9 protein-coding genes are annotated in these 18,392 nt (G+C 51.4%); 2 read left to right on the plus strand and 7 right to left on the minus strand.

Annotation, left to right across the window (positions count from 1 at the left end; genetic code table 11):
• Nucleotides 1-5: 5 nt before the first annotated feature.
• Nucleotides 6-602 (plus strand): fasciclin domain-containing protein, encoded by a 597-nt coding sequence (locus DZK30_RS10440; protein ID WP_118974092.1) that lies wholly within the window; start codon nt 6-8, stop codon nt 600-602.
• A gap of 76 nt (nt 603-678) precedes the next feature.
• Nucleotides 679-2,205 carry a glutamate--tRNA ligase gene (gene gltX / locus DZK30_RS10445; protein ID WP_118974093.1) on the plus strand — a complete coding sequence of 509 codons (1,527 nt, stop codon included), beginning with the start codon at nt 679-681 and terminating at the stop codon, nt 2,203-2,205.
• A 256-nt stretch (nt 2,206-2,461) separates the two neighbouring features.
• Here the strand turns inward: gltX and DZK30_RS10450 are convergent, their stop codons facing one another.
• From DZK30_RS10450 to DZK30_RS10480, 7 genes are all read right to left on the minus strand, one after another.
• Entirely contained in the window at nt 2,462-4,165 is a 1,704-nt protein-coding gene (locus DZK30_RS10450; RefSeq protein ID WP_118974094.1) for a T9SS type A sorting domain-containing protein, read from the minus strand.
• 4 nt (nt 4,166-4,169) lie between these two features.
• Entirely contained in the window at nt 4,170-6,635 is a 2,466-nt protein-coding gene (locus DZK30_RS10455; protein WP_118974095.1) for a T9SS type A sorting domain-containing protein, read from the minus strand.
• Nucleotides 6,636-7,032: 397 nt separating this feature from the next.
• Nucleotides 7,033-8,109, minus strand: coding sequence for a hypothetical protein (locus DZK30_RS10460; RefSeq protein WP_118974096.1), 1,077 nt, complete (start codon nt 8,107-8,109; stop codon nt 7,033-7,035).
• A gap of 177 nt (nt 8,110-8,286) precedes the next feature.
• Nucleotides 8,287-11,667 carry a transcription-repair coupling factor gene (mfd, locus tag DZK30_RS10465; protein ID WP_118974097.1) on the minus strand — a complete coding sequence of 1,127 codons (3,381 nt, stop codon included), beginning with the start codon at nt 11,665-11,667 and terminating at the stop codon, nt 8,287-8,289.
• Between the two features lie 181 nt (nt 11,668-11,848).
• Nucleotides 11,849-13,210 (minus strand): alkaline phosphatase family protein, encoded by a 1,362-nt coding sequence (locus tag DZK30_RS10470; protein WP_118974098.1) that lies wholly within the window; start codon nt 13,208-13,210, stop codon nt 11,849-11,851.
• Between the two features lie 32 nt (nt 13,211-13,242).
• A complete protein-coding gene (locus DZK30_RS10475; protein WP_118974099.1) occupies nt 13,243-16,401 on the minus strand; it encodes a TonB-dependent receptor in 3,159 nt (1,052 codons plus the stop codon).
• Between the two features lie 307 nt (nt 16,402-16,708).
• Nucleotides 16,709-18,376 (minus strand): DNA polymerase/3'-5' exonuclease PolX, encoded by a 1,668-nt coding sequence (locus tag DZK30_RS10480; RefSeq protein ID WP_118974100.1) that lies wholly within the window; start codon nt 18,374-18,376, stop codon nt 16,709-16,711.
• Between the last annotated feature and the right edge of the window lie 16 nt (nt 18,377-18,392).

Consider the following 18,392-nt stretch of genomic DNA (forward strand, 5'->3'; position numbering starts at 1 on the left):
TCGGAATGAACGAACGGATTCTGCTACGCTTGCTGGTCGCTTTGGCCTGCATAGGCATAATCGCATGCAATGCCTCGGCCAGCTCAAAACAAAAGCGTCAGGATTCTACAGCGATCATGATGATCACGTCTACAGAGACCGCCATCCAGGAGCCCATAGAAACAGGTGTGGAAGTAGGCGAAGCGATCATGACGCCGGGCCGGAACCTGGCCGACAATGTGTCGCGGTCAAAAGACCATACCACATTTACAATACTGCTGCGCGCCTCCGGTCTTATCAGTAGCTTAAAAAGAGCAGGCCCATATACCCTTTTTGCACCGACCAATGAGGCTTTCAACGAAATACCTGCAGGCGCGGTCGACAGTCTTCTGTTGCCCACGCATAAGGCCGAATTGGTGCAGCTCGTCCGGGACCATCTTATTGCAGGCAGCTTTACGATCGGTCAGCTACGCAGCAGCCAGCTGCATACCCTGTCGGGAATACCCGTGAGCCTGTACCGCAGGGGAGGGGATTGGTGGATCAATCATGCCCGTATCAGCATTGCCGATGTAAGGAGCAGCAACGGCACACTGCACGTCACCGAAGCGGTGCTGCAGCCCTGAATATGATCCAGGCGACGGCAGTATTATTGCACGGGGAAATCTCCGGGCATTCAGCATTTCTCCCTATTTTCGCGGCATGAATGCAAATCATGTTCGCGTGCGCTTTGCGCCCAGCCCTACCGGTGGCCTGCACCTGGGGGGTGTTCGTACGGTACTGTTCAATTACCTGTTTGCCCGTAAATACAACGGCACTTTTGTGCTGCGTATAGAAGATACCGACCAGGGCCGCTTTGTACCCGGCGCCGAAGAATATATCTTCGATTGTCTTGACTGGTGCGGCTTGTCGCCCGACGAAAGTGTACGGAAAGAAGGACCCTATGCGCCTTACCGGCAAAGCGAACGTAAGGCGATCTATCGCGATTATGCCGAGCAGCTGCTGGAAAGCGGCCATGCTTATTATGCCTTCGACACGCCTGCAGAGCTGGAGCAAATGCGCAATGACCTGAGGACCCCCGAGAATCCTGCTCCACAGTACGATCACCGTACGAGGGGAATGATGCGGAACTCCCTTACCCTTGGCGAGGAAGAAACGCGGCGCCTGATCCTGGAAGGAACGCCCTATGTGATCAGGATCAAAGTACCGGAAAACGAGACCATCCATTTCCACGATATGATCCGCGGCGATATCCATCATGAGACCAATGTGGTAGACGATAAAGTATTGCTGAAGGCCGACGGCATGCCTACTTACCACCTCGCGGTAGTGGTCGACGATTACCTGATGAAGATCACGCACGCCTTCCGCGGTGAAGAATGGCTGCCCAGCGCACCCGTTCATATCCTGCTCTGGCAATACCTGGGCTGGAAAGCGCACATGCCGCAATGGGCACACCTGCCGCTGATCCTGAAACCCGATGGCAACGGTAAGCTGAGCAAGCGTGATGGCGACCGCCTCGGCTTCCCGGTATTTGCAATGGATTGGACCGATCCGAAGACCGGGGAAGTAACGACCGGTTTCCGCGAAAGAGGCTTTCTGCCCGAAGCCTTCGTCAATCTACTGGCCATGCTGGGCTGGAATCCCGGCATAGAGCAGGAGGTCTTCAGCCTGGAAGAACTATGCGAGCTGTTCTCGATGGAAAGAGTACATAAAGGTGGGGCCAAGTTCGATTATGAAAAGGCGAAATGGTTTAACCAGCAACATATACAGCGCACCGATAATGCGCGCCTGGCTACTTTGGTTGCACCTTTCTTTGAAAAGGAAAATATTACGGCTGAACCGGAATACCTGACCCGCGTGATCGGCCTGATCAAGGAACGATGTCACCTGTTGCCCGATTTTGTAACGCAGGGCCGCTTCTTTTTTGAAGCGCCGGCGCAGCCCGATCTGGAAGCAGTAAAAGGAAAATGGAGCCCTGGAAAAACGGAATTCTTCCGTACCTGGGCGGCTTCGCTGGATAGTATCGCACCAGATCATGAAGCCCTGGAAGCTTCTTTCACCGAACTGGCCACAGCCAAGGGCATTAAGAAAGGCGACCTGATGCTACCCTTGCGTATTATGCTCGTCGGCGGCAAATTCGGACCCGGCGTGTTCGACATCGTCGCGATGATCGGTAGCGCCGCTACACAGCAGCGCATCGAAGCGGCCCTGGTGCAGCTGGCCTAGATGATCCTTTGCAGCATTACTATCGCGATTGCCGGATCTTCCTGGGACTGTATAGATGAGATAAGGAAACGGGCTATTCGTATTGTGCGAACAGCCCGTTTATCTATGTCTTTGCCTTATTGTTTATCCGGTTATCCGGATATAGGAAACAAAGCCTAGCCCTGAGCCTGTCGAAAGGACAAAGATGGTGCTTTGACAGGTTCAACAGGCGTGACAGAGATCAATAGACCCAATGTTTCCTATATCGGGATAGTCACTATTGTTTCATCACCTTCTGTATGCCTGCATCCCTGTCTTTATAACGCAGCCGCAGCAGGTACAGCCCCGGAGGATAGGGACCAAGGTCTATGATTGCCCGCGTTGTGCCTGGCTTCTGTTGCAGCAATCGCCTTCCCATATAATCGAAAAGCTGCACCGTAATCAGGCCAGGGCTTGCCGGCAGGTTTGTTAGCTCCAGGTATACGGTTCCCGAGGTAGGGTTGGGATAGAGCCTTATAGCGGGCTTATCCTCATCGGGCACGCGTATCGCGGTGGTGGTATCGGCGGGATAGATCACGGAATCGGCCGTTATGGGAAAAGTAACCGTATCGTTAGGATGGCGCCGGCCCAGGCTATCGGTAAGTACCAGCCAGGCCAGGCTGCCCGAGGTATCGAAACATGTTGGCTGAGGGCTTTGTTGGGCAATAGCTCCGGCCCTTACGATACCGCCGTTGGGAGCCAGTTTCATAGAAAGGAAAGTATGTCCGGGGTCAAAGGGACAATCGTAACGCTTGGTCACCTTGTACCACTTTACCCTTCCCAGGCTATCCGTACACAACAGGGAAGGCCCGTTGCTGGCCTTGGCCTGGGCCGAGCCAAAACCGAAACTCTGTCCCATAAACAAGAGATCGCCATTGGGCCGCTGGGCGAGGCCGAGACATTGTACAGTATGAAAAGTATCCTGCTGGTAGGTCTTGGCCCAAACGACCTTACCCTCTTCATCTAGCTTACCGCAGTAATAAATAGCGCGATAATCTGAGGGGCCGGAGGTAACGACAGTAGCCTTTACATCGGCAGCCATAAAATAATAGCCACTGCTATTGCTGGCGGGGATAATATCAAAATACTGATCCCCCATAGTCTCCAGACTGGTATCATGTGTGGCTTTGGGTATATTTTTCTGCCAGATGACATTACCGGCCGTATCGGTTTTCCATACCGAGAAATAAGTGTTTATAGTATTCATTCCGCCGGCAACACCTCCTAAAACATAGTGTTTGCCATCATTGCTGCCAATGACTTTATAGGCGCCAGCTCCCTTATTTACCTCTGGATTAACAATGATCTTCCGCCACAAAAACGTTCCACTGCTGTCAAATTTGGCCAGCCAGATACCTATGGTATCCCTGGCTGGCCCTGGTTCGTCCCAGTATACACCGGTGGCCACAATATTGCTTTGTTGGTCGACCAGTATACTGTGCAAAAACTGTTCGTTTTTGATATGAGCCGCCGGTATCGATACAAATTTCAAACTATCCCCATTGGCTTTAAAAAAATACAAGTAAGGGCGGGCTATTGCAGAAGGCAATACGGTGGTAACATCCCAACCCTGCGTGCCCAATACATATTTACCTGGCTTTACTTTGGCCAATAAATGAAAAAGGCCGGGTTCGCTGGATTGGTAATAAGGCGGCGCGAAGACCAGTCTTTTTTGCCATTGAACATTCCCCGAATAATCGGTAGCGGCCAGAAAAGTGCTCAGGCCCGAGAAGGAACCATGATCTATAGTGTCCTTAATTGTGATACCGGCAAGGAAAATACGCTGGGTATCGGGCAATACCGTACGGATGGCACTATACAGGTCATAAGTTGGATAAGGACTAAAGCTATAGACCTTATCGAAGCCGGGCTGTGCCTTTGCTCTGCCGGCACAAAGGCACAGGCATAGCAGGAGGGTCCATAGGATCGGGTTGCGGCGCATAGGATTATTGTTTAACTACTTTTTGCTGGTAAACTATTTTGCCCTCAACCAGGATCTGTGCTGCGTAAATACCCGGCGGCAGGGAACTGATCGTTATGTCGATCGGGTAACCCTTCAGGGGCGTTTGAAGGATTATGGTCCCCCTCACATCGATCAGCATCAAAGTCGCATTAGATCCAGTCCAGTCCACAAACAGCCGGTCTTTGGCCGGGTTGGGGTATATTTTTTCCTGGTCCGCAGATAAAGGTACCTCTTTTCGCATAGGTAACAATTCTTCCGGTAGTGTACGGAATTCCGGATCATAGATCTTGTCTTCATAAGCCGCCAGCAGGCTTCGTGCCGTGGCGCCGGCATATAAAGGATCGCTCTCGGCGTAATCGTACACTGCCGTCTTTGAACCGGCAGACAACCCGGCCCAATCATCGGCATGCAGATAGAGCCATTGTTTTATCTCATACATCGCGACTAGGCGATCGAGCTGTTCCTGTTCTTCTATGCTGAGTTGGTAATGGCTTCCTATGGTCTCCAATGCAGACAATGCTTCATCATAGCGATCGGCAGTGGCATAGGCCGCAGCCAGCAGCAATTGATAGTGGTAGCCCCTGGTGACCTGCCGGTAGGCCAGGATGATGCTGTCGATCAGGTCGTTTTGCTGGTAATAGGAGGTGACGCTGTCCACCAGTTCCGATTGTCGTCCATACAGGTACTCCAGCTGTATGGTATCGCTGTAGTCAGGATTTGCCTTGGCTTCAAGGTCCCCGATCTGCTTTTCAATGTGCTGCAGGCTAGCCACATACAGGTAAAAGGGATAGGGGGGCTGCGGCGCCCCGGTATTGTGGATGGGACAGGTATTACCGTTAGTATTTACGACATTAAAAGGCGTTCGATAACTTGGATCTTCTAATTGTATAAATGCATTACGCTTGTACAAAAATTGATTAACATCGAAAGTGCCTGCTTCCAGGTAATAATTCCGTGCGGGATTGGTGCCATTGGCCACGAACCGGTTGCCGGCCGATAGGTCAAATGACGAGTTTATCCCCTGTACATATTGTTTAGAATGTATTCCGTTATTACCATTCGGTACCAGGTCGGTCATCACGCTTATATTATTGTCGTAGGCGCTGTTAAAGTTGTTACACAGGATTTTTAATCCTCTATCACCTACAAAGGATTTATTGGTCCCCAGCGACTGTGCGCCCAGGCTAACAGAAGGGTAGCCGATAAGGTTGCGGTACAACTCGTTGTTGGCTACACCCGAATTGCGGATCACCACACCCATAAAGTTATGCGCGGCCGCAGGAATATCGTAGCCGATGGTATTGCCCTCCACTTTGTAACCAGTGCAATTGTTGAGCGACAGCGCCGCAAATGGGATACTGTTGCTCACCGAAGGACTACCATTGTAGGAGCCGAAAGTAGTAGTAGACACGATCCAGGGATTAAGGCAGCCGCTCATGCTCACAGAATACTGGCACTGGTCGAAGAGGCAACGGTAGATCAGCGGCACCCGGTCGGCCTGCAGGGCATTGGTCACCGAGATGCCGGTCTTCAAGCCATAAAACCGGCAGCCCGGCATACCCGGATTGGCAAAGTACATCTCTGCCAGGAAGCCGGAGTTAATGGCGTTGATCCCAATGGCGCCGGTATTGGGCAGGCCATTGGCCGGTAATCGTCCCGTAAAAGTGCAGCCATAAAAGGGGATGCCCTTGCAATTGTTGAGGTAAACCATGTCTTGTGGAAAAGGAACAGGATTAAACCCCGACTCATGCCGGAATACGACATTCTGGATATAAATAATAACGTTCGCGTTATTTCCGGTAAAAGGATCGGTGGGTATGCCACCGTTAATCTCGTTATAAAGCTGAAGCATATGTTGCCGGCAGTCTTTGATCGTATCCCGCAGCAGGTATATCTGGCCTCCCTGCGTGAGGCTAACGGGCCCGTCCTTATTGTAATTCCGGATGCCTACATCTGCGTAGGAGAGTGTTGTATTTTGCATATTGACAGATGCCTCATTGTACCATAGGCTTCCGCCGGAACCTTTCATAGTTTCTATACCTGACCAGAATTTATCTGTTTTGATCCAGGGGATTACCGTTAACACAGCATTGTTAGACGTGACCAGAAGCCCGCCCTGGTTAACGCCGGTGCTGCCGGGTGGTCCGGAAAAACCATTTACGATAATCCGCCCGCCCGTATTCATTTGTACAGTCGCGCCATCAATCACCAGAGCGGCGTGATCCATGATATTGATATTTCCCAGGAAGTAAACGATGGCGCCATTGTTGAACTTCAAAGTACAATTGGGATGAATCGTAACGTTTACCGGAGTCGAAGGGGCGCCCGGACCGAAATCGTTGGCGCTTACGGTATAGTTGGTAAAAATGTCGGCGGATATCAGCGCATGCGTGCGGCTACACAGCAGCAGAAAAAGGGCTATCCCCCAAACCCGGAATAGTATTGCCATAAATAATGTATGTTTAGTAGGTTGTAAAATTAATTAAACATATAAAATGTATGACAAAAAATTTCGTTTATTTTATAAATTATTTAGTGACCGCACGCATATAGGAAGCCAGCCCCAAACAGGGGCCATGAAAAAATGAATCTTGGGGGGGTGATGATTAAAATGTTGCGCTATGATCCTATGCCCGGCGGGATAGTCAGTAATTATTTTTCAAATGACACCGTATAGAGCAAGTAGAAGAAATAATCAGACGGGCTGGCAGCGGTTAATGCCTTCTGCAGCATGCAAAAATATGCATTTCGTATGACTGTTAATGCGCGCGGAGCAATAGCAAGAGGGCATAAAAAAAGGCCGCTTAAGAAGAAGCAGCCCTGTATAAACAAAAGAAGAAGACAAATTATTGCGGCGTACTCGCCGGGTAGAAAGCCACTTTGCGGCTCCATTTTTCCATCGAAGCTACATTATCGCCATACTCCGTTTCCTTGATGTATTCCTGCTGTAAAGCTTTCATACGGCTCACGTACTTTTCGCGGAGCGCATCGATATCTGGTTTCAGGGTATTGAAGGTAAAACTTTTTTCTTGTAATTCCTTGATTAATTCATTTGTTATGAAGGCCGATATTTTGAAATAGGTCTGCTCGTAGGCCAGGCGTTTTTTTACATCCTGTCCGGGACGCAGCCAGGAGCGGGCCTGGTCGAAATAAGGAAGCAATTCGATGAAGGCTTCGGCCTTACCCTCGAAATGCCTGATCTGGTAGTTGATCATTAGGCCGCATTCCGCAGCCGAAGGTTCTGTGCCTTGTTCCGGCGCCTTTGCCACAAAATGATAAATGTTCAAAGGGTGTTGCGGGTTGTAGGGAAGCAGGTTCTTTTGCTCGGGTTCCTTTACAAAAATATAGGACACCTTAATGGGTTGGTTGCTTTTGTACATCGCCAGGAAGGGATCGATCTTCTGGTCCATTTCCGACAGGTAGCTGGTAAGGTTGCGGCACAGCAACTCACCAGCATTTACCGACATGAACATACCGGTATTGCGGGTATCGGTAATGACGTAATCCAGCAGGCGATGCCCGTCTTTATTGAACAGGGCATAATGTGTATTCAAAGCGATCTCTGCTCCTTTAAACGACGACTTTTCGTACAGCAGGTAATCGTACACATGCAGCACGACCGCTTCTGCCGATCCTTTCTGTACCGTGCTTTCGTCCAGGAACCGGGTAATCTCTTCCCGGAGCGTTTGGTGAAACTCGGCTCTCAGAAAATAGTTGTGCGCGCCGGTGCTCAGGTAGCCTATATAGTTGGACTTGTCCAGGCGCTCATCGACGACATCGGTGATCCGGTAATGGTTGATCTGGATTTTTTCTTTGGCGGGAGTGATCCGCATCATCTTGATCTTAGCCGAAGCCATGGGCCCGCCGAAGATCAAAAGCGCAAGGAACACAGCGAGAAAGCCGCAGTGTTTCAACTGGCTCATAAAAAAATATGTGGATTGGTTCAAACGAAAGTTATGCATTTTATTGCATTTATTATAGGTTTTCGTCGGATAAATTTGGCTATTATCTATAAAGAAACAGGAACACAATGTGTTGTGTTCCTGTCCGGTTTATCAACTTTAGATGTTTTTTAGCAAAACCACTGAAAATTTATCAAGCTACTCTATAAGCATCCCCTTTAAGAACCACTCGACATCGCTCATAGTCCTGATGCGGTCTACGATGAGCATAAAGTTCTTACCCACCTGCTTCAACCGCGCATTGTTTACCTCTGTTTGGATGTATTGCATGATCCGGTTGAAGGTGTCGCTTTCGAAATAAGGTGAATCGGGATTGCTGATAAAATAAAGGCGCATCTGCTCGTTTTTAAGGATGAGCTTTTCAAAACCCAGCTCTTTGGCCATCTTACGGCAGCGCAAAGTGGTGAACAGGTCCTTTACCTGTGGCGGCACAGGACCGAAGCGATCGACGAGCTCCTCTTCAAACATTTGCAGCTCCAGCGCTTCCTCTATATCGTCGAGTTGCGTGTACAGCGAAAGCCGCTCGGTGATGTTTTCGATATAAGTATCCGGGATCAGTATCTCCAGGTCGGTATCGATGGTGCAATCGGTTACATAATCGTGCTTGCGTTCCATCTCTTCGGCAAAAACCTCTTTAAAGTCCGTGCTCTTCAGCTCATGAATGGCTTCCGCAAGGATCTTCTGGTACATTTCAAAACCGATCTCGGCAATGAAGCCGCTTTGCTCGCCACCCAGGATATTGCCCGCGCCACGGATATCCAGGTCCCGCATAGCGATCTGGAAGCCGCTGCCCAGCTCGTTGAATTGTTCCAGCGTTTGCAGGCGCTTACGGCTGTCATCGGGCAAGGTTACCAGCGAAGGCGTTACCAGGTAGCAGAATGCTTTCTTGTTGCTGCGGCCTACGCGACCACGCAATTGGTGCAGGTCGCTGAGACCAAACTGGTGCGCGTTGTTAATGATGATCGTGTTGGCATTAGAAATGTCGACGCCGCTTTCCACGATATTAGTACAGCACAATACGTCAAACTTGTTGCCCATAAAATCCAGGAGCGCCTTTTCCAGCCTCGCGCCCTCCATCTGCCCGTGGGCTACCTCTATTTCAAGGTCGGGACAAAGCTCCCGCAGCTTTTCGGCCATTGCCGGCAGGCTTTGTACGCGGTTGTGGATGAAATATACCTGTCCGCCACGCTCTGTCTCATAATAGATCGCATCGCGTATCGCTATCTCGTCGAAGCCCATGACCTCGGTATGTACGGGCTGGCGATTAGGTGGTGGCGTATTCATGATACTGAGATCGCGGGCATTCATGAGCGAAAACTGCAGTGTGCGCGGTATCGGGGTCGCTGTAAGGGTAAGCGTGTCTACGCTGGCCTTACGTTCGCGCAGCTTCTCTTTGGCGCTTACACCGAACTTTTGCTCTTCGTCAATAATGAGCAGCCCCAGGTCTTTGAACTTTACTTCTTTGCCCAGCAAGGCATGCGTACCAATAATGATATCGATCTTGCCTTCCTCAAGCCGCTTCAACGTCTCCCGTTTTTCTTTGGCCGATTTAAAGCGGTTGATAAAGTCGACGTTGGCAGGGAAATCCTTTAGCCGGTCCTTAAAGGTCTGGTAATGTTGATAAGCCAGGATGGTGGTAGGTACCAGCACCGCAGCCTGTTTGCTGTCGCCCACGGTCTTGAAGGCCGCACGCACGGCGATCTCCGTTTTGCCAAAGCCCACATCGCCGCAGACCAGCCGGTCCATAGGCGAGGCCGCCTCCATGTCTCTTTTCACATCAGTCGTGGCCTTGCTTTGGTCGGGAGTATCTTCGTAAAAGAACGAGGCCTCCAGCTCGGTCTGCAGGTAGCTGTCGGGTGTATGCGCAAAGCCCGGGGAAGCCTTGCGTTTGGCATACAGCTTGATGAGATCCGCAGCAATATCCTTTACCTGCTTTTTCGTCTTGTTCTTCAGCTTTTCCCAGGCATCGCTGCCCAGCTTATTTACCCTGGGTACGGAACCTTCTTTGCCGGTATACTTGCTGATCTTATGCAGCGAATTGATGTTGACATACAGCACATCGTTGTCGCGGTAAAGGATACGTACGGCTTCCTGGAGGTTGCCATTCACCTCTATCTTCTGCAGACCGCTGTACACACCCACGCCATGATCGATATGGGTAACGAAATCGCTGGGCTGCAGTTCCCGCAATGCCTTTATGGTAATAGCCTTGCCCTTGCTATAGGCTTGCTTGACCCTGTATTTATGATAACGCTGGAATATCTGGTGGTCGGTATAGGCCAGCAGCTTATGATCATGGTCTATAAAGCCCTTGCTGAGCGATACCGGTACAGGTACAAAACTGATCTGTGCGCCAGAATCCTCAAATATGGTCCTGAGCCGCTCGAGCTGCTTTGCATTCTCGGCAAAGATGTAGGCGGTATAGCCGGCTTCGGTTTGCCGCTTCAGGTTAGTGATCAGCAGCTCGAAATTACGGTTGAACACCGGCTGGTTATCCGTCCTGAAATAGACTAAAGAAGCATTATCGCCTTCCTGGTCCGGCTCCGTTTCGGTCCATTCGATCAGGTGCCGGTCAAGCAGCTTACGTTTCCAGGTTTCAGTCTCTTCAAAATCGGCCAGGGTTAGCTGCCGTATCAGCTGTTCTTCCTGCTCGATGGCAGCAGCGCCTTCGGCAGGTAGCTTTTCCGGAAGCTCTGTTTCCAGCTTGTCCAGTTTTTCCAGGGTAAAGGCGAGGTCTTTGAACCAGAAAACGGTATTGGCCGGAAGGTAATCAAGGAGAGATATTTTTTCCTCAGTATCGAATTTAGTCTCGATATTGGGTAATATGGATACCTGCAGCAACTTGCGCTCGGAAAGCTGGGTCTCGGGGTTGAAGATGCGGATGCTATCCACCTCATTGCCGAAGAGCTCGATACGGTAGGGGTGTTCGTTGCCGAAGGAATAAATATCGAGTATACCGCCACGCATGGCAAACTGTCCGGGTTCATATACGAAGTCTTCTCGCCTGAAGCCCAGGTCCACGAAACGTTTCATCAGCTCGTCCACTTTCAGCTGCTCGCTGGTCTTGATATGGATCATATTGGACGAAAGCGAGCTGGCCCTTACTACCTTTTCAAACAGGGCCTCGGGATAGGTGACCAGCACCTTTTTCCGGAGTTCATCTTTTCCGCGGGAAGAAAGATGTGCCAGGGCCTCTGTGCGCAGCATAATGTGACTGCTGTTAAGATTGCGGTAATCGCCGGCTTTTTTAAACGAGTCGGGGAAATAACAGATATCGAGGGCCTGGGTAAGGCTCTCCAGATCATTGTGAAAATAGGCGGCCTCTTCCCGGTCATTCAGCACAAACACATGGTTGGCCTGGCTTTGCTGCCATACGGCGGTTGCAATAAAGTTGAGGGATGAGCCTTTGAGATTGCGCAAGTTGAGGCGCATTTTGGGATCGGGCAACGAGAGCCCCGCCGCTATCTGTTTTGTGCGGATATCGTTTTGATAAAATCCCAGCAAAGTTTGCAGGTTCATGAGCCCGCAAAGGTAGGCAGAAATCTATTGCCGCAATAAATGACAGCAGGTTGCGCAAGGAAAAACAAGCCTGTATTTTCTCTATAGGCCTATTGATAAATGCAAAAGAAAAGTTTTCTATAATAAAAAAAGGAGCTGCCCCGAAGGAACAGCTCCATAAGCAACACTATATGGGCTCGACTTACTTGAGGAAGGCGTCGATCAGCTTGCCGTCGGTTTGCGGAAAGGCAATACCGGTAAGCTTCACGATAAGGGGCGTTACATCGAGCAAGCGCATATTGGGCACCACCGTACTGGGCTTCAGGCCAGGACCGCAGGCTACGAAACCGGTCTTGATCTGCTGGTGATCGGGAAAATAACCGTGAGTGCCCCTTACCTTGTCGAAGGTTTCGACAAGACGGTCGGTACCCGCACCAAAGGAGGTACCGTTGAGGCCGGTAAGCGCCAGGGGGACGCCGGGATCGGCGCCTACCTGTTCCAGCTTCTCTTTGGATACGATTGCAAAATAACGTTTAGCCGAATCGGGCAGCTGACCCAGCAATTGCGCTACTTTGGCTACAGTAGCCTTATCGTTGGGGTCTTTGAGCTGCAGGAAAGCGCCGCCTCCCGAGCTGTGAAATTGTGCTTTCCAGTCGCCGGCTTTCGCATCTTTGATCAAGCCGGCCTGTTTCAGCAGGTAATTGGGGTTGAATGAGCGGTAGATATTTTCAAAGCCATGATCGCCGGTAACGATGAGCAAGGTACTGTCGGCGATACCCGCGCGGTTCAGCGATTCGATAATGGTCTTGACGCAACGGTCTGCGCCGGCTACCGAAGCCCTTACCATGTAAGCCTCACGGCCTTCCTGGTGCTCGTAGTGATCGGTGCAGGCCAGGTGCACTGCCGTAAAGTTGGGCTTGTATTGCCGCAGCAGGTAGCCAGTGATGCGGGCCATATTCTCATCCGATACCAGCTCATTGTGGTCGGTACCGATGTCGTCGGCATCCAGATGTCCGGTAGCATGGTCCTGCACTTCCTGCCACAGGGAAAGCGGCTGGGTGGCCGCTGCCGTAAAGGGCCGGGCATCGGAAAAGTTTTTATAATCCCAGTATTCGGGAATACGGTAGTCGATAGGCGCATTGTAGGTTACGGGCCAACGTACGCAGGCGGTTTTCTTTCCAGCCTTGTGCATGGCCGACCACAGGGTCTCGGTCTTAATGAGATTGTAATCCCACATCCACTTGCCGGTCTGCCCCTCCGGCTCAAAGGGTGTATTGTAATAGATGCCGTGTTTGGCTGGCGTTACGCCGGTAATTAGTGTGGTATGATCGGGGTAGGTTACGGACGGAAATACCGGGTCAGCGCCTTTGGCCGCCACGCCCCGTCGCATCATATCCCTTACGGTGAACATACCATAGCTGCTGTCCAGGTAGAATTCGGGACGGAAACCGTCGATGGTCACCAGCACCACATATCGGGCGGGACCACTCTGCGCCTGCATTGTATGGGCTGCCGTCAGCAGGCAGGCAACGCCCATGCAGGTTTTAAGAAGATTGCTTTTCATAGGTCGTGTTTCTTTTTTTAGATAAATAAAGATCAGAAGCTGTAACGCAGGCCCAGCTGTACCTGGTAAGGATTGCCGCTTAATGGCGATACGCCGGCATTGGTGTTCACGGCATATTTATACGTATTCGTTGCCGGATCAAAGCCTTTAATCGTATACAGGTTGGTCGTCGCTACGTTGTGGTATACGCCCCATGATTTATTGAGGAAGTTAGCCACATTAAACAGATCAACCGAAACTTCGACGTTATGTTTCTGATATACCGGGACCTTCTTGGCCAGGCGAATGTCCAGCACGCCGTAAAAAGGGTTTTCACCGCCGTTCCTTTCCGCGATCTTACCAAAGGATTTGCGGATATAGTTCTTGGCGCTCTCCTCCACGTTGGGATTGTTCAGGATCGCGTTGATGCCGTCTTTCAGGTATTGGGGCGTGCTGGCGCTGTTGGGGTCATATACATAGGCCAGGTCGTTGGTCGCTACGAAGTCGCCGTTCATATTGCCGTTCACATAGAGGGAATAGCGTGTACCGCTGATGCCCGAGAAGCGTATGCCCGCGCTGATGCCCCAGAAAGTAGGCGCTGTGCCGTATACTACCACCTTATGACGGAACTGGTTGTCGGAATAGTTCATAGGGCTCAGGTCGCGGGGATCATCCTTTACGTATTGGACCAGGGTAGCGGTATTGGCCACGTTACCGTTGTAGGAAGTATTGTCTTTCGTTTGGTTCCAGGTATAAGAAAAGGCGATCTCACCGTCCTTGTAATAGCGGTAGTCGCCATCGATCACGAAGGCCATCTGGTTTACCTTACCCGTGCTTTGCAGCTCCAGCACACGGCCTACCTGATCGGTCTTGCGGCTCTTGGTCCAGTCGGCATTGCCATTGGTTGTGTTGATAGTGGATGCAGGAACATAAACGCCGCGATTATCTTCGGCCGCGATGCGGAAGTAAGGTTGGTCAACCATATTCCGGTCCACATAAGTATAGTTGTTACGCGTCATAGACAGGTAGCCGCTTACGCTCATGCGGAAATCCTTGTTGAAAAAGTGGGAATAGGAAAGATTGGCTTTGTATACCACGGGCACCTTGGCGTCCTTGCCGTTCATATTGATGGTAGCCAGCTTCGGGATATTGGGATTCTGCAGCAGGTCCATGCCGGGAGCGGAGGCTGGGTTCTGCCGGTAACCGGGGAAATTAGGCGTGGGTACAGCATTACCGGTCAGGTCGACGCCAACGATATGCGATCCGTCAAACAGCATATTATTGATCATGGAATAGGGATTCAGCGCCGATCCCATAATGCCGCCACCCAGGCGAACGATGTCGCGTCCATCTTGTTTTACGTCCCATGTAGCCTGTACGCGGGGCTGTACCTGCAGGCTTGTCAGCTTGTTGGCGGTATTCAGTCCCAGGGTCTGGTCTACGATAGGATTGTAGTTGGCGCTTTCGAGGTAGCGGGTGTAATCGACACGCACGCCGGCAGTAACATCAAGGCCAGGGAAGAGGCTGGTCTGCACCTGGGCGTATAGATTAGGCACCAGTATGTTGAAGCGTATATTCTTATCATCCGACAAGTAGATGTCCCTGGCATAGCGGTAAGGCGTAAGGTTATTGAAATTGTCGAGCCCCGTGAAGTAGAAGCGTCCGTTGGTCTCGCTGCCGTAGATCGAGTTCTGGTTGGTAAAGGTAATACCACCGCCAAAAGTGAAATGGAATTTGCCCGTATTGTAAAACAGGTTGTCGGCCAGCTGGACCACATGATTGTTGAAATAGTCGCCGCCGTAACGTTGACCGCCCAGCTGGATAGCCGTGGTCAGGTTGGTCTGGTCTTCGGCAACGGAAGTGATGTTCTGAACGATAGCCCGGGGAATATTGTCGGCCGGCAGCTGGGAGTTGGCATAGAGCTTATTGTATTCCCAGTAGTGCTGTATCTTCAGCTCATTGGTGAAATGGCCGTCGATAGCAGTACGCAGCGAGGCCATCAGGCTGTTGTTGATGCTTTTGCGGCTGCTGTATACTTCATAAATATTGATCGCCGTATTGTCGCCATCAGATTGGTCGTCCATATCATAGATAAAGTTGTCGCGCACGGTCAGCAGGCTCTTCTCGCTTAGCTGCCAGTCGATGCGGCCAAACAGCGCATGGGTATTCTTCTTTTTGCCGAACTGGCCGAACTGGGGAGATGAGGAAACGCCATATTTGCTGCGGGCGATATTCTGGAATTGATCCAGGGTGCCCTGCGTCACATTGAAGCGTTTCTCATCGGCAGAAGACTGGATATTGGCAATATACAATGGACGTGAATCGGTCTGGTGATCCCATACCAGGAAGAAATGGGCCTTGTCTTTAATGATCGGTCCGCTGAGGCTGAAGCCATACTGGTAGGTAGAGAACTTCTGGTTACGCTTCTCGCCGTTAAGACCATAGGGGCTGGAAAGCCAGTCGGTGCGGCCATATACAAACGCGCTGCCCGACAGGGTATTGGTTCCCGATTTGGTCACCGCGCTTATGGTACCGCCACCGGCGTTGCCATAGGTAACATCGTATTGGTTGGTCACCACCTGGAATTCGCGCACGGCCTCCATGGATATGGAATAAGCTCCGGTGGGTTGCCCGCCGGAGATGGTTCCCCTGGCTGCCATACCGTCGATGGTGAAGTTGGTAGCCGAAGGAAGTTGTCCGCCAAGGCTGCTGCCTGTACTCAGGGGAGAGAGATCGGTAAGCGAGTTGAAGTTCCTGCCGTTTACGGGTAGCTTGGCGATATCCCGCGCCGATATCTCGGTGGCTGCGCCAATGTTCTCGATCTTGTTGCGGGGAGAGCCTACGGTGATCACAACGTCCTGCAGCTCCTGCGATTTGTTTTCCAGCTTAAAGCTTACATTGAGCAGATCGCCCTGGTTAAGGGAAAAATCAGTTTGGCGCTGGGCGCCGAAGCCCATGGCTTCAACGGTTACGGAATAAGGGCTGCCTAAAGGCAATTCTTTCACGAGGAAAGCGCCATCGGCATTGGAAATGGTTTTGGCGGTAAAGCCTGTGGATTCGTTCCGGATGCTGACGGCGGCGCCGGGCAGCGGTTCTCCGGCGGGATCGGCCACTTTGCCTGAGATGCCGGCGAGGATGGCTTGCGCCGGGGCCGACAGGCTCAGTACGGACATGGCGATAACGCCCAAAATGTGCTTGGTAAAAGTTCGCATACTTTGCTGGTTTTTTTAAGGATTGGTTAAAAGCGCCGCAAAAGTCAGTGCATAAAGTTATCCGTGCATGTCGCCTGGGTTATGTTGTGCTTACCCGGAGGTTACGTCGCGAAGAACATTTTTATTTTTGATGCGAAAAGCTTTACAGGAAAGGCTTTTGGGCCATGTAAAGTGAAAATTAATGGTAACATCACGTTCCCTTAATACCGGCAGGATGCCAGGGGAACATGATGAAGGAATCGTTAACAGCAACGCTGATGACAACGTCATCGGCGTTGCTGCGGGAAGACATTGCGTGGATAGCCGCTTAAGCGTATTTCTTTTGCTGCGAGAGGAAAGCTTCAAAAGAGGCCTGGGACATGGAGCTAAGGTTGCGCGCAGCGGTAAGGCCGCCTTTCTGGGCGGCATACACGCCGTATTTCACCAGGTCCATGCCCTCCATGGAGTGCGCATCGGGATCGATCGAAAGTATAGCGCCCTTTTCCAGGGCGTAAGGGATCCAGCTCCAATCGAGGTCGAGCCGCCTGGGGTGTGCATTGATCTCAATCACCACATTATGTGCCACACAGGCATCGATCAGGCGTTGGTGATCTACGGGATAGCCCTCGCGTGACAGCAGCAGCCGGCCCGTAGGATGGCCCAGTATGGTGGTATAAGGATTGGCGATGGCGGCCAGTAACCGTTGCATGGCCTTTTCCTCGTTCATCTTCAGATTGCTGTGTACCGAAGCGATCACCAGGTCGAAGGAAGCCAGCACTTCGGGCGTATAATCCAGGGAGCCGTCGTGCAGTATATCGGCCTCTATACTTTTGAAGATACGGAAGGGCGCCAGTTTTTCATTAAGTGTATCGATCTCGGCATGCTGCAAGACTATCCGTTCGGGTGTAAGCCCGTTGGCATAAAATGCGGCCTGGCTGTGATCGCTGATCACCAGGTATTCATAGCCCTTGTCCCGGGCGGCGGTTGCCATCTGCTCCAGTGTATGTACGCCGTCGCTCCAGGTAGAGTGACTATGGATAATACCCTTGATCTCGCCCGGCTGTATCAGCTGTGGTAGTTGGTGTGCGCCCGCTGTTTCCAGTATGGCCGCCGTTTCCCGCAATGCCGGTTCTATGTATTGCAGCGCGTTATAACTGAAGATATCGGCTTCGTTTTCCGGGTGTGCGGGAAAGATATAATTAGCGGAGAAAGCTTCGGCAAATGCAGGCGCAGCAGTGGTTGTGAAAAGAGTAGTATAAAAATCAGCGGCGGTGCTTCGATAAAAATGCAGTGCGGGTGCATTGGGAACAGATACAAAGAGCGTTTGCCCTTCGGTTTCGAATGTAGTATCCGGGTCATGCTCAAAAGCTTTTCGGAGCTGCGTTTCGTCGAGATCGGTAACAAAGGCCACAGAGGCCAGGGCGGGTATTTGCCTGCGGTATTCGCCGGTGAATTCAATCCGTTGCTGTGGGTAGTCCTGCTGTAGCTGTGCCCTGATCTGCAATGCAAATGCTTCGGCTTCGGCCCAGAGGTAAAAGCCCATATGGTTGCGCATAAAGGCGATGCTTTTCAGGATGCTCTCCTGGGTTTTGGCGCCAAAGCCCTTTAACGTTATCAGGCGGTTTTCATTACAGGCATATTCCAACTCGCCAATCGATTCGGCGCCCAGCTCTTTCCACAACACGGCGATCTTCTTGGGACCGATCCCTTTTATCGACAGCATTTCCACTACGCCCGGCGGTGTTTTATCCAGGTAGGTTTCCAGCAGGGCCAACTTGCCCGTGGCCAGGATCTCCTGTATTTTTTTACCTACAGCATCGCCTATACCCTGCACGGCGCTCATGGCGGCGGGTTCCATGCTTTCAAGCGGCGCCGGCAGCTTTTCGATACGGTAAGCCGCGGTGCTATAGGTCTTGGTCTTAAAGCTGTTCTCTCCGTGAATGTCCATCAGCTTGGACAGCAGGTCAAAAATATCGGCGATCTCCTGGTTTCTCATAGGAAGGCAAAGCTAA

Source organism: Taibaiella koreensis (assembly GCF_003545715.1).
Classification (GTDB): Bacteria; Bacteroidota; Bacteroidia; order Chitinophagales; family Chitinophagaceae; genus Taibaiella; species Taibaiella koreensis.

Excerpts from the sequence above, each read along its gene's own strand:
- DZK30_RS10480 (WP_118974100.1), bottom strand. The coding sequence starts at position 18,376 with ATGAGAAACCAGGAGATCGCCGATATTTTTGACCTGCTGTCCAAGCTG.
- DZK30_RS10455 (WP_118974095.1), bottom strand. The coding sequence starts at position 6,635 with ATGGCAATACTATTCCGGGTTTGGGGGATAGCCCTTTTTCTGCTGCTG.
- DZK30_RS10475 (WP_118974099.1), bottom strand. The coding sequence starts at position 16,401 with ATGCGAACTTTTACCAAGCACATTTTGGGCGTTATCGCCATGTCCGTA.
- DZK30_RS10450 (WP_118974094.1), bottom strand. The coding sequence starts at position 4,165 with ATGCGCCGCAACCCGATCCTATGGACCCTCCTGCTATGCCTGTGCCTT.
- DZK30_RS10470 (WP_118974098.1), bottom strand. The coding sequence starts at position 13,210 with ATGAAAAGCAATCTTCTTAAAACCTGCATGGGCGTTGCCTGCCTGCTG.
- DZK30_RS10460 (WP_118974096.1), bottom strand. The coding sequence starts at position 8,109 with ATGAGCCAGTTGAAACACTGCGGCTTTCTCGCTGTGTTCCTTGCGCTT.
- mfd (WP_118974097.1), bottom strand. The coding sequence starts at position 11,667 with ATGAACCTGCAAACTTTGCTGGGATTTTATCAAAACGATATCCGCACA.
- DZK30_RS10440 (WP_118974092.1), top strand. The coding sequence starts at position 6 with ATGAACGAACGGATTCTGCTACGCTTGCTGGTCGCTTTGGCCTGCATA.
- gltX (WP_118974093.1), top strand. The coding sequence starts at position 679 with ATGAATGCAAATCATGTTCGCGTGCGCTTTGCGCCCAGCCCTACCGGT.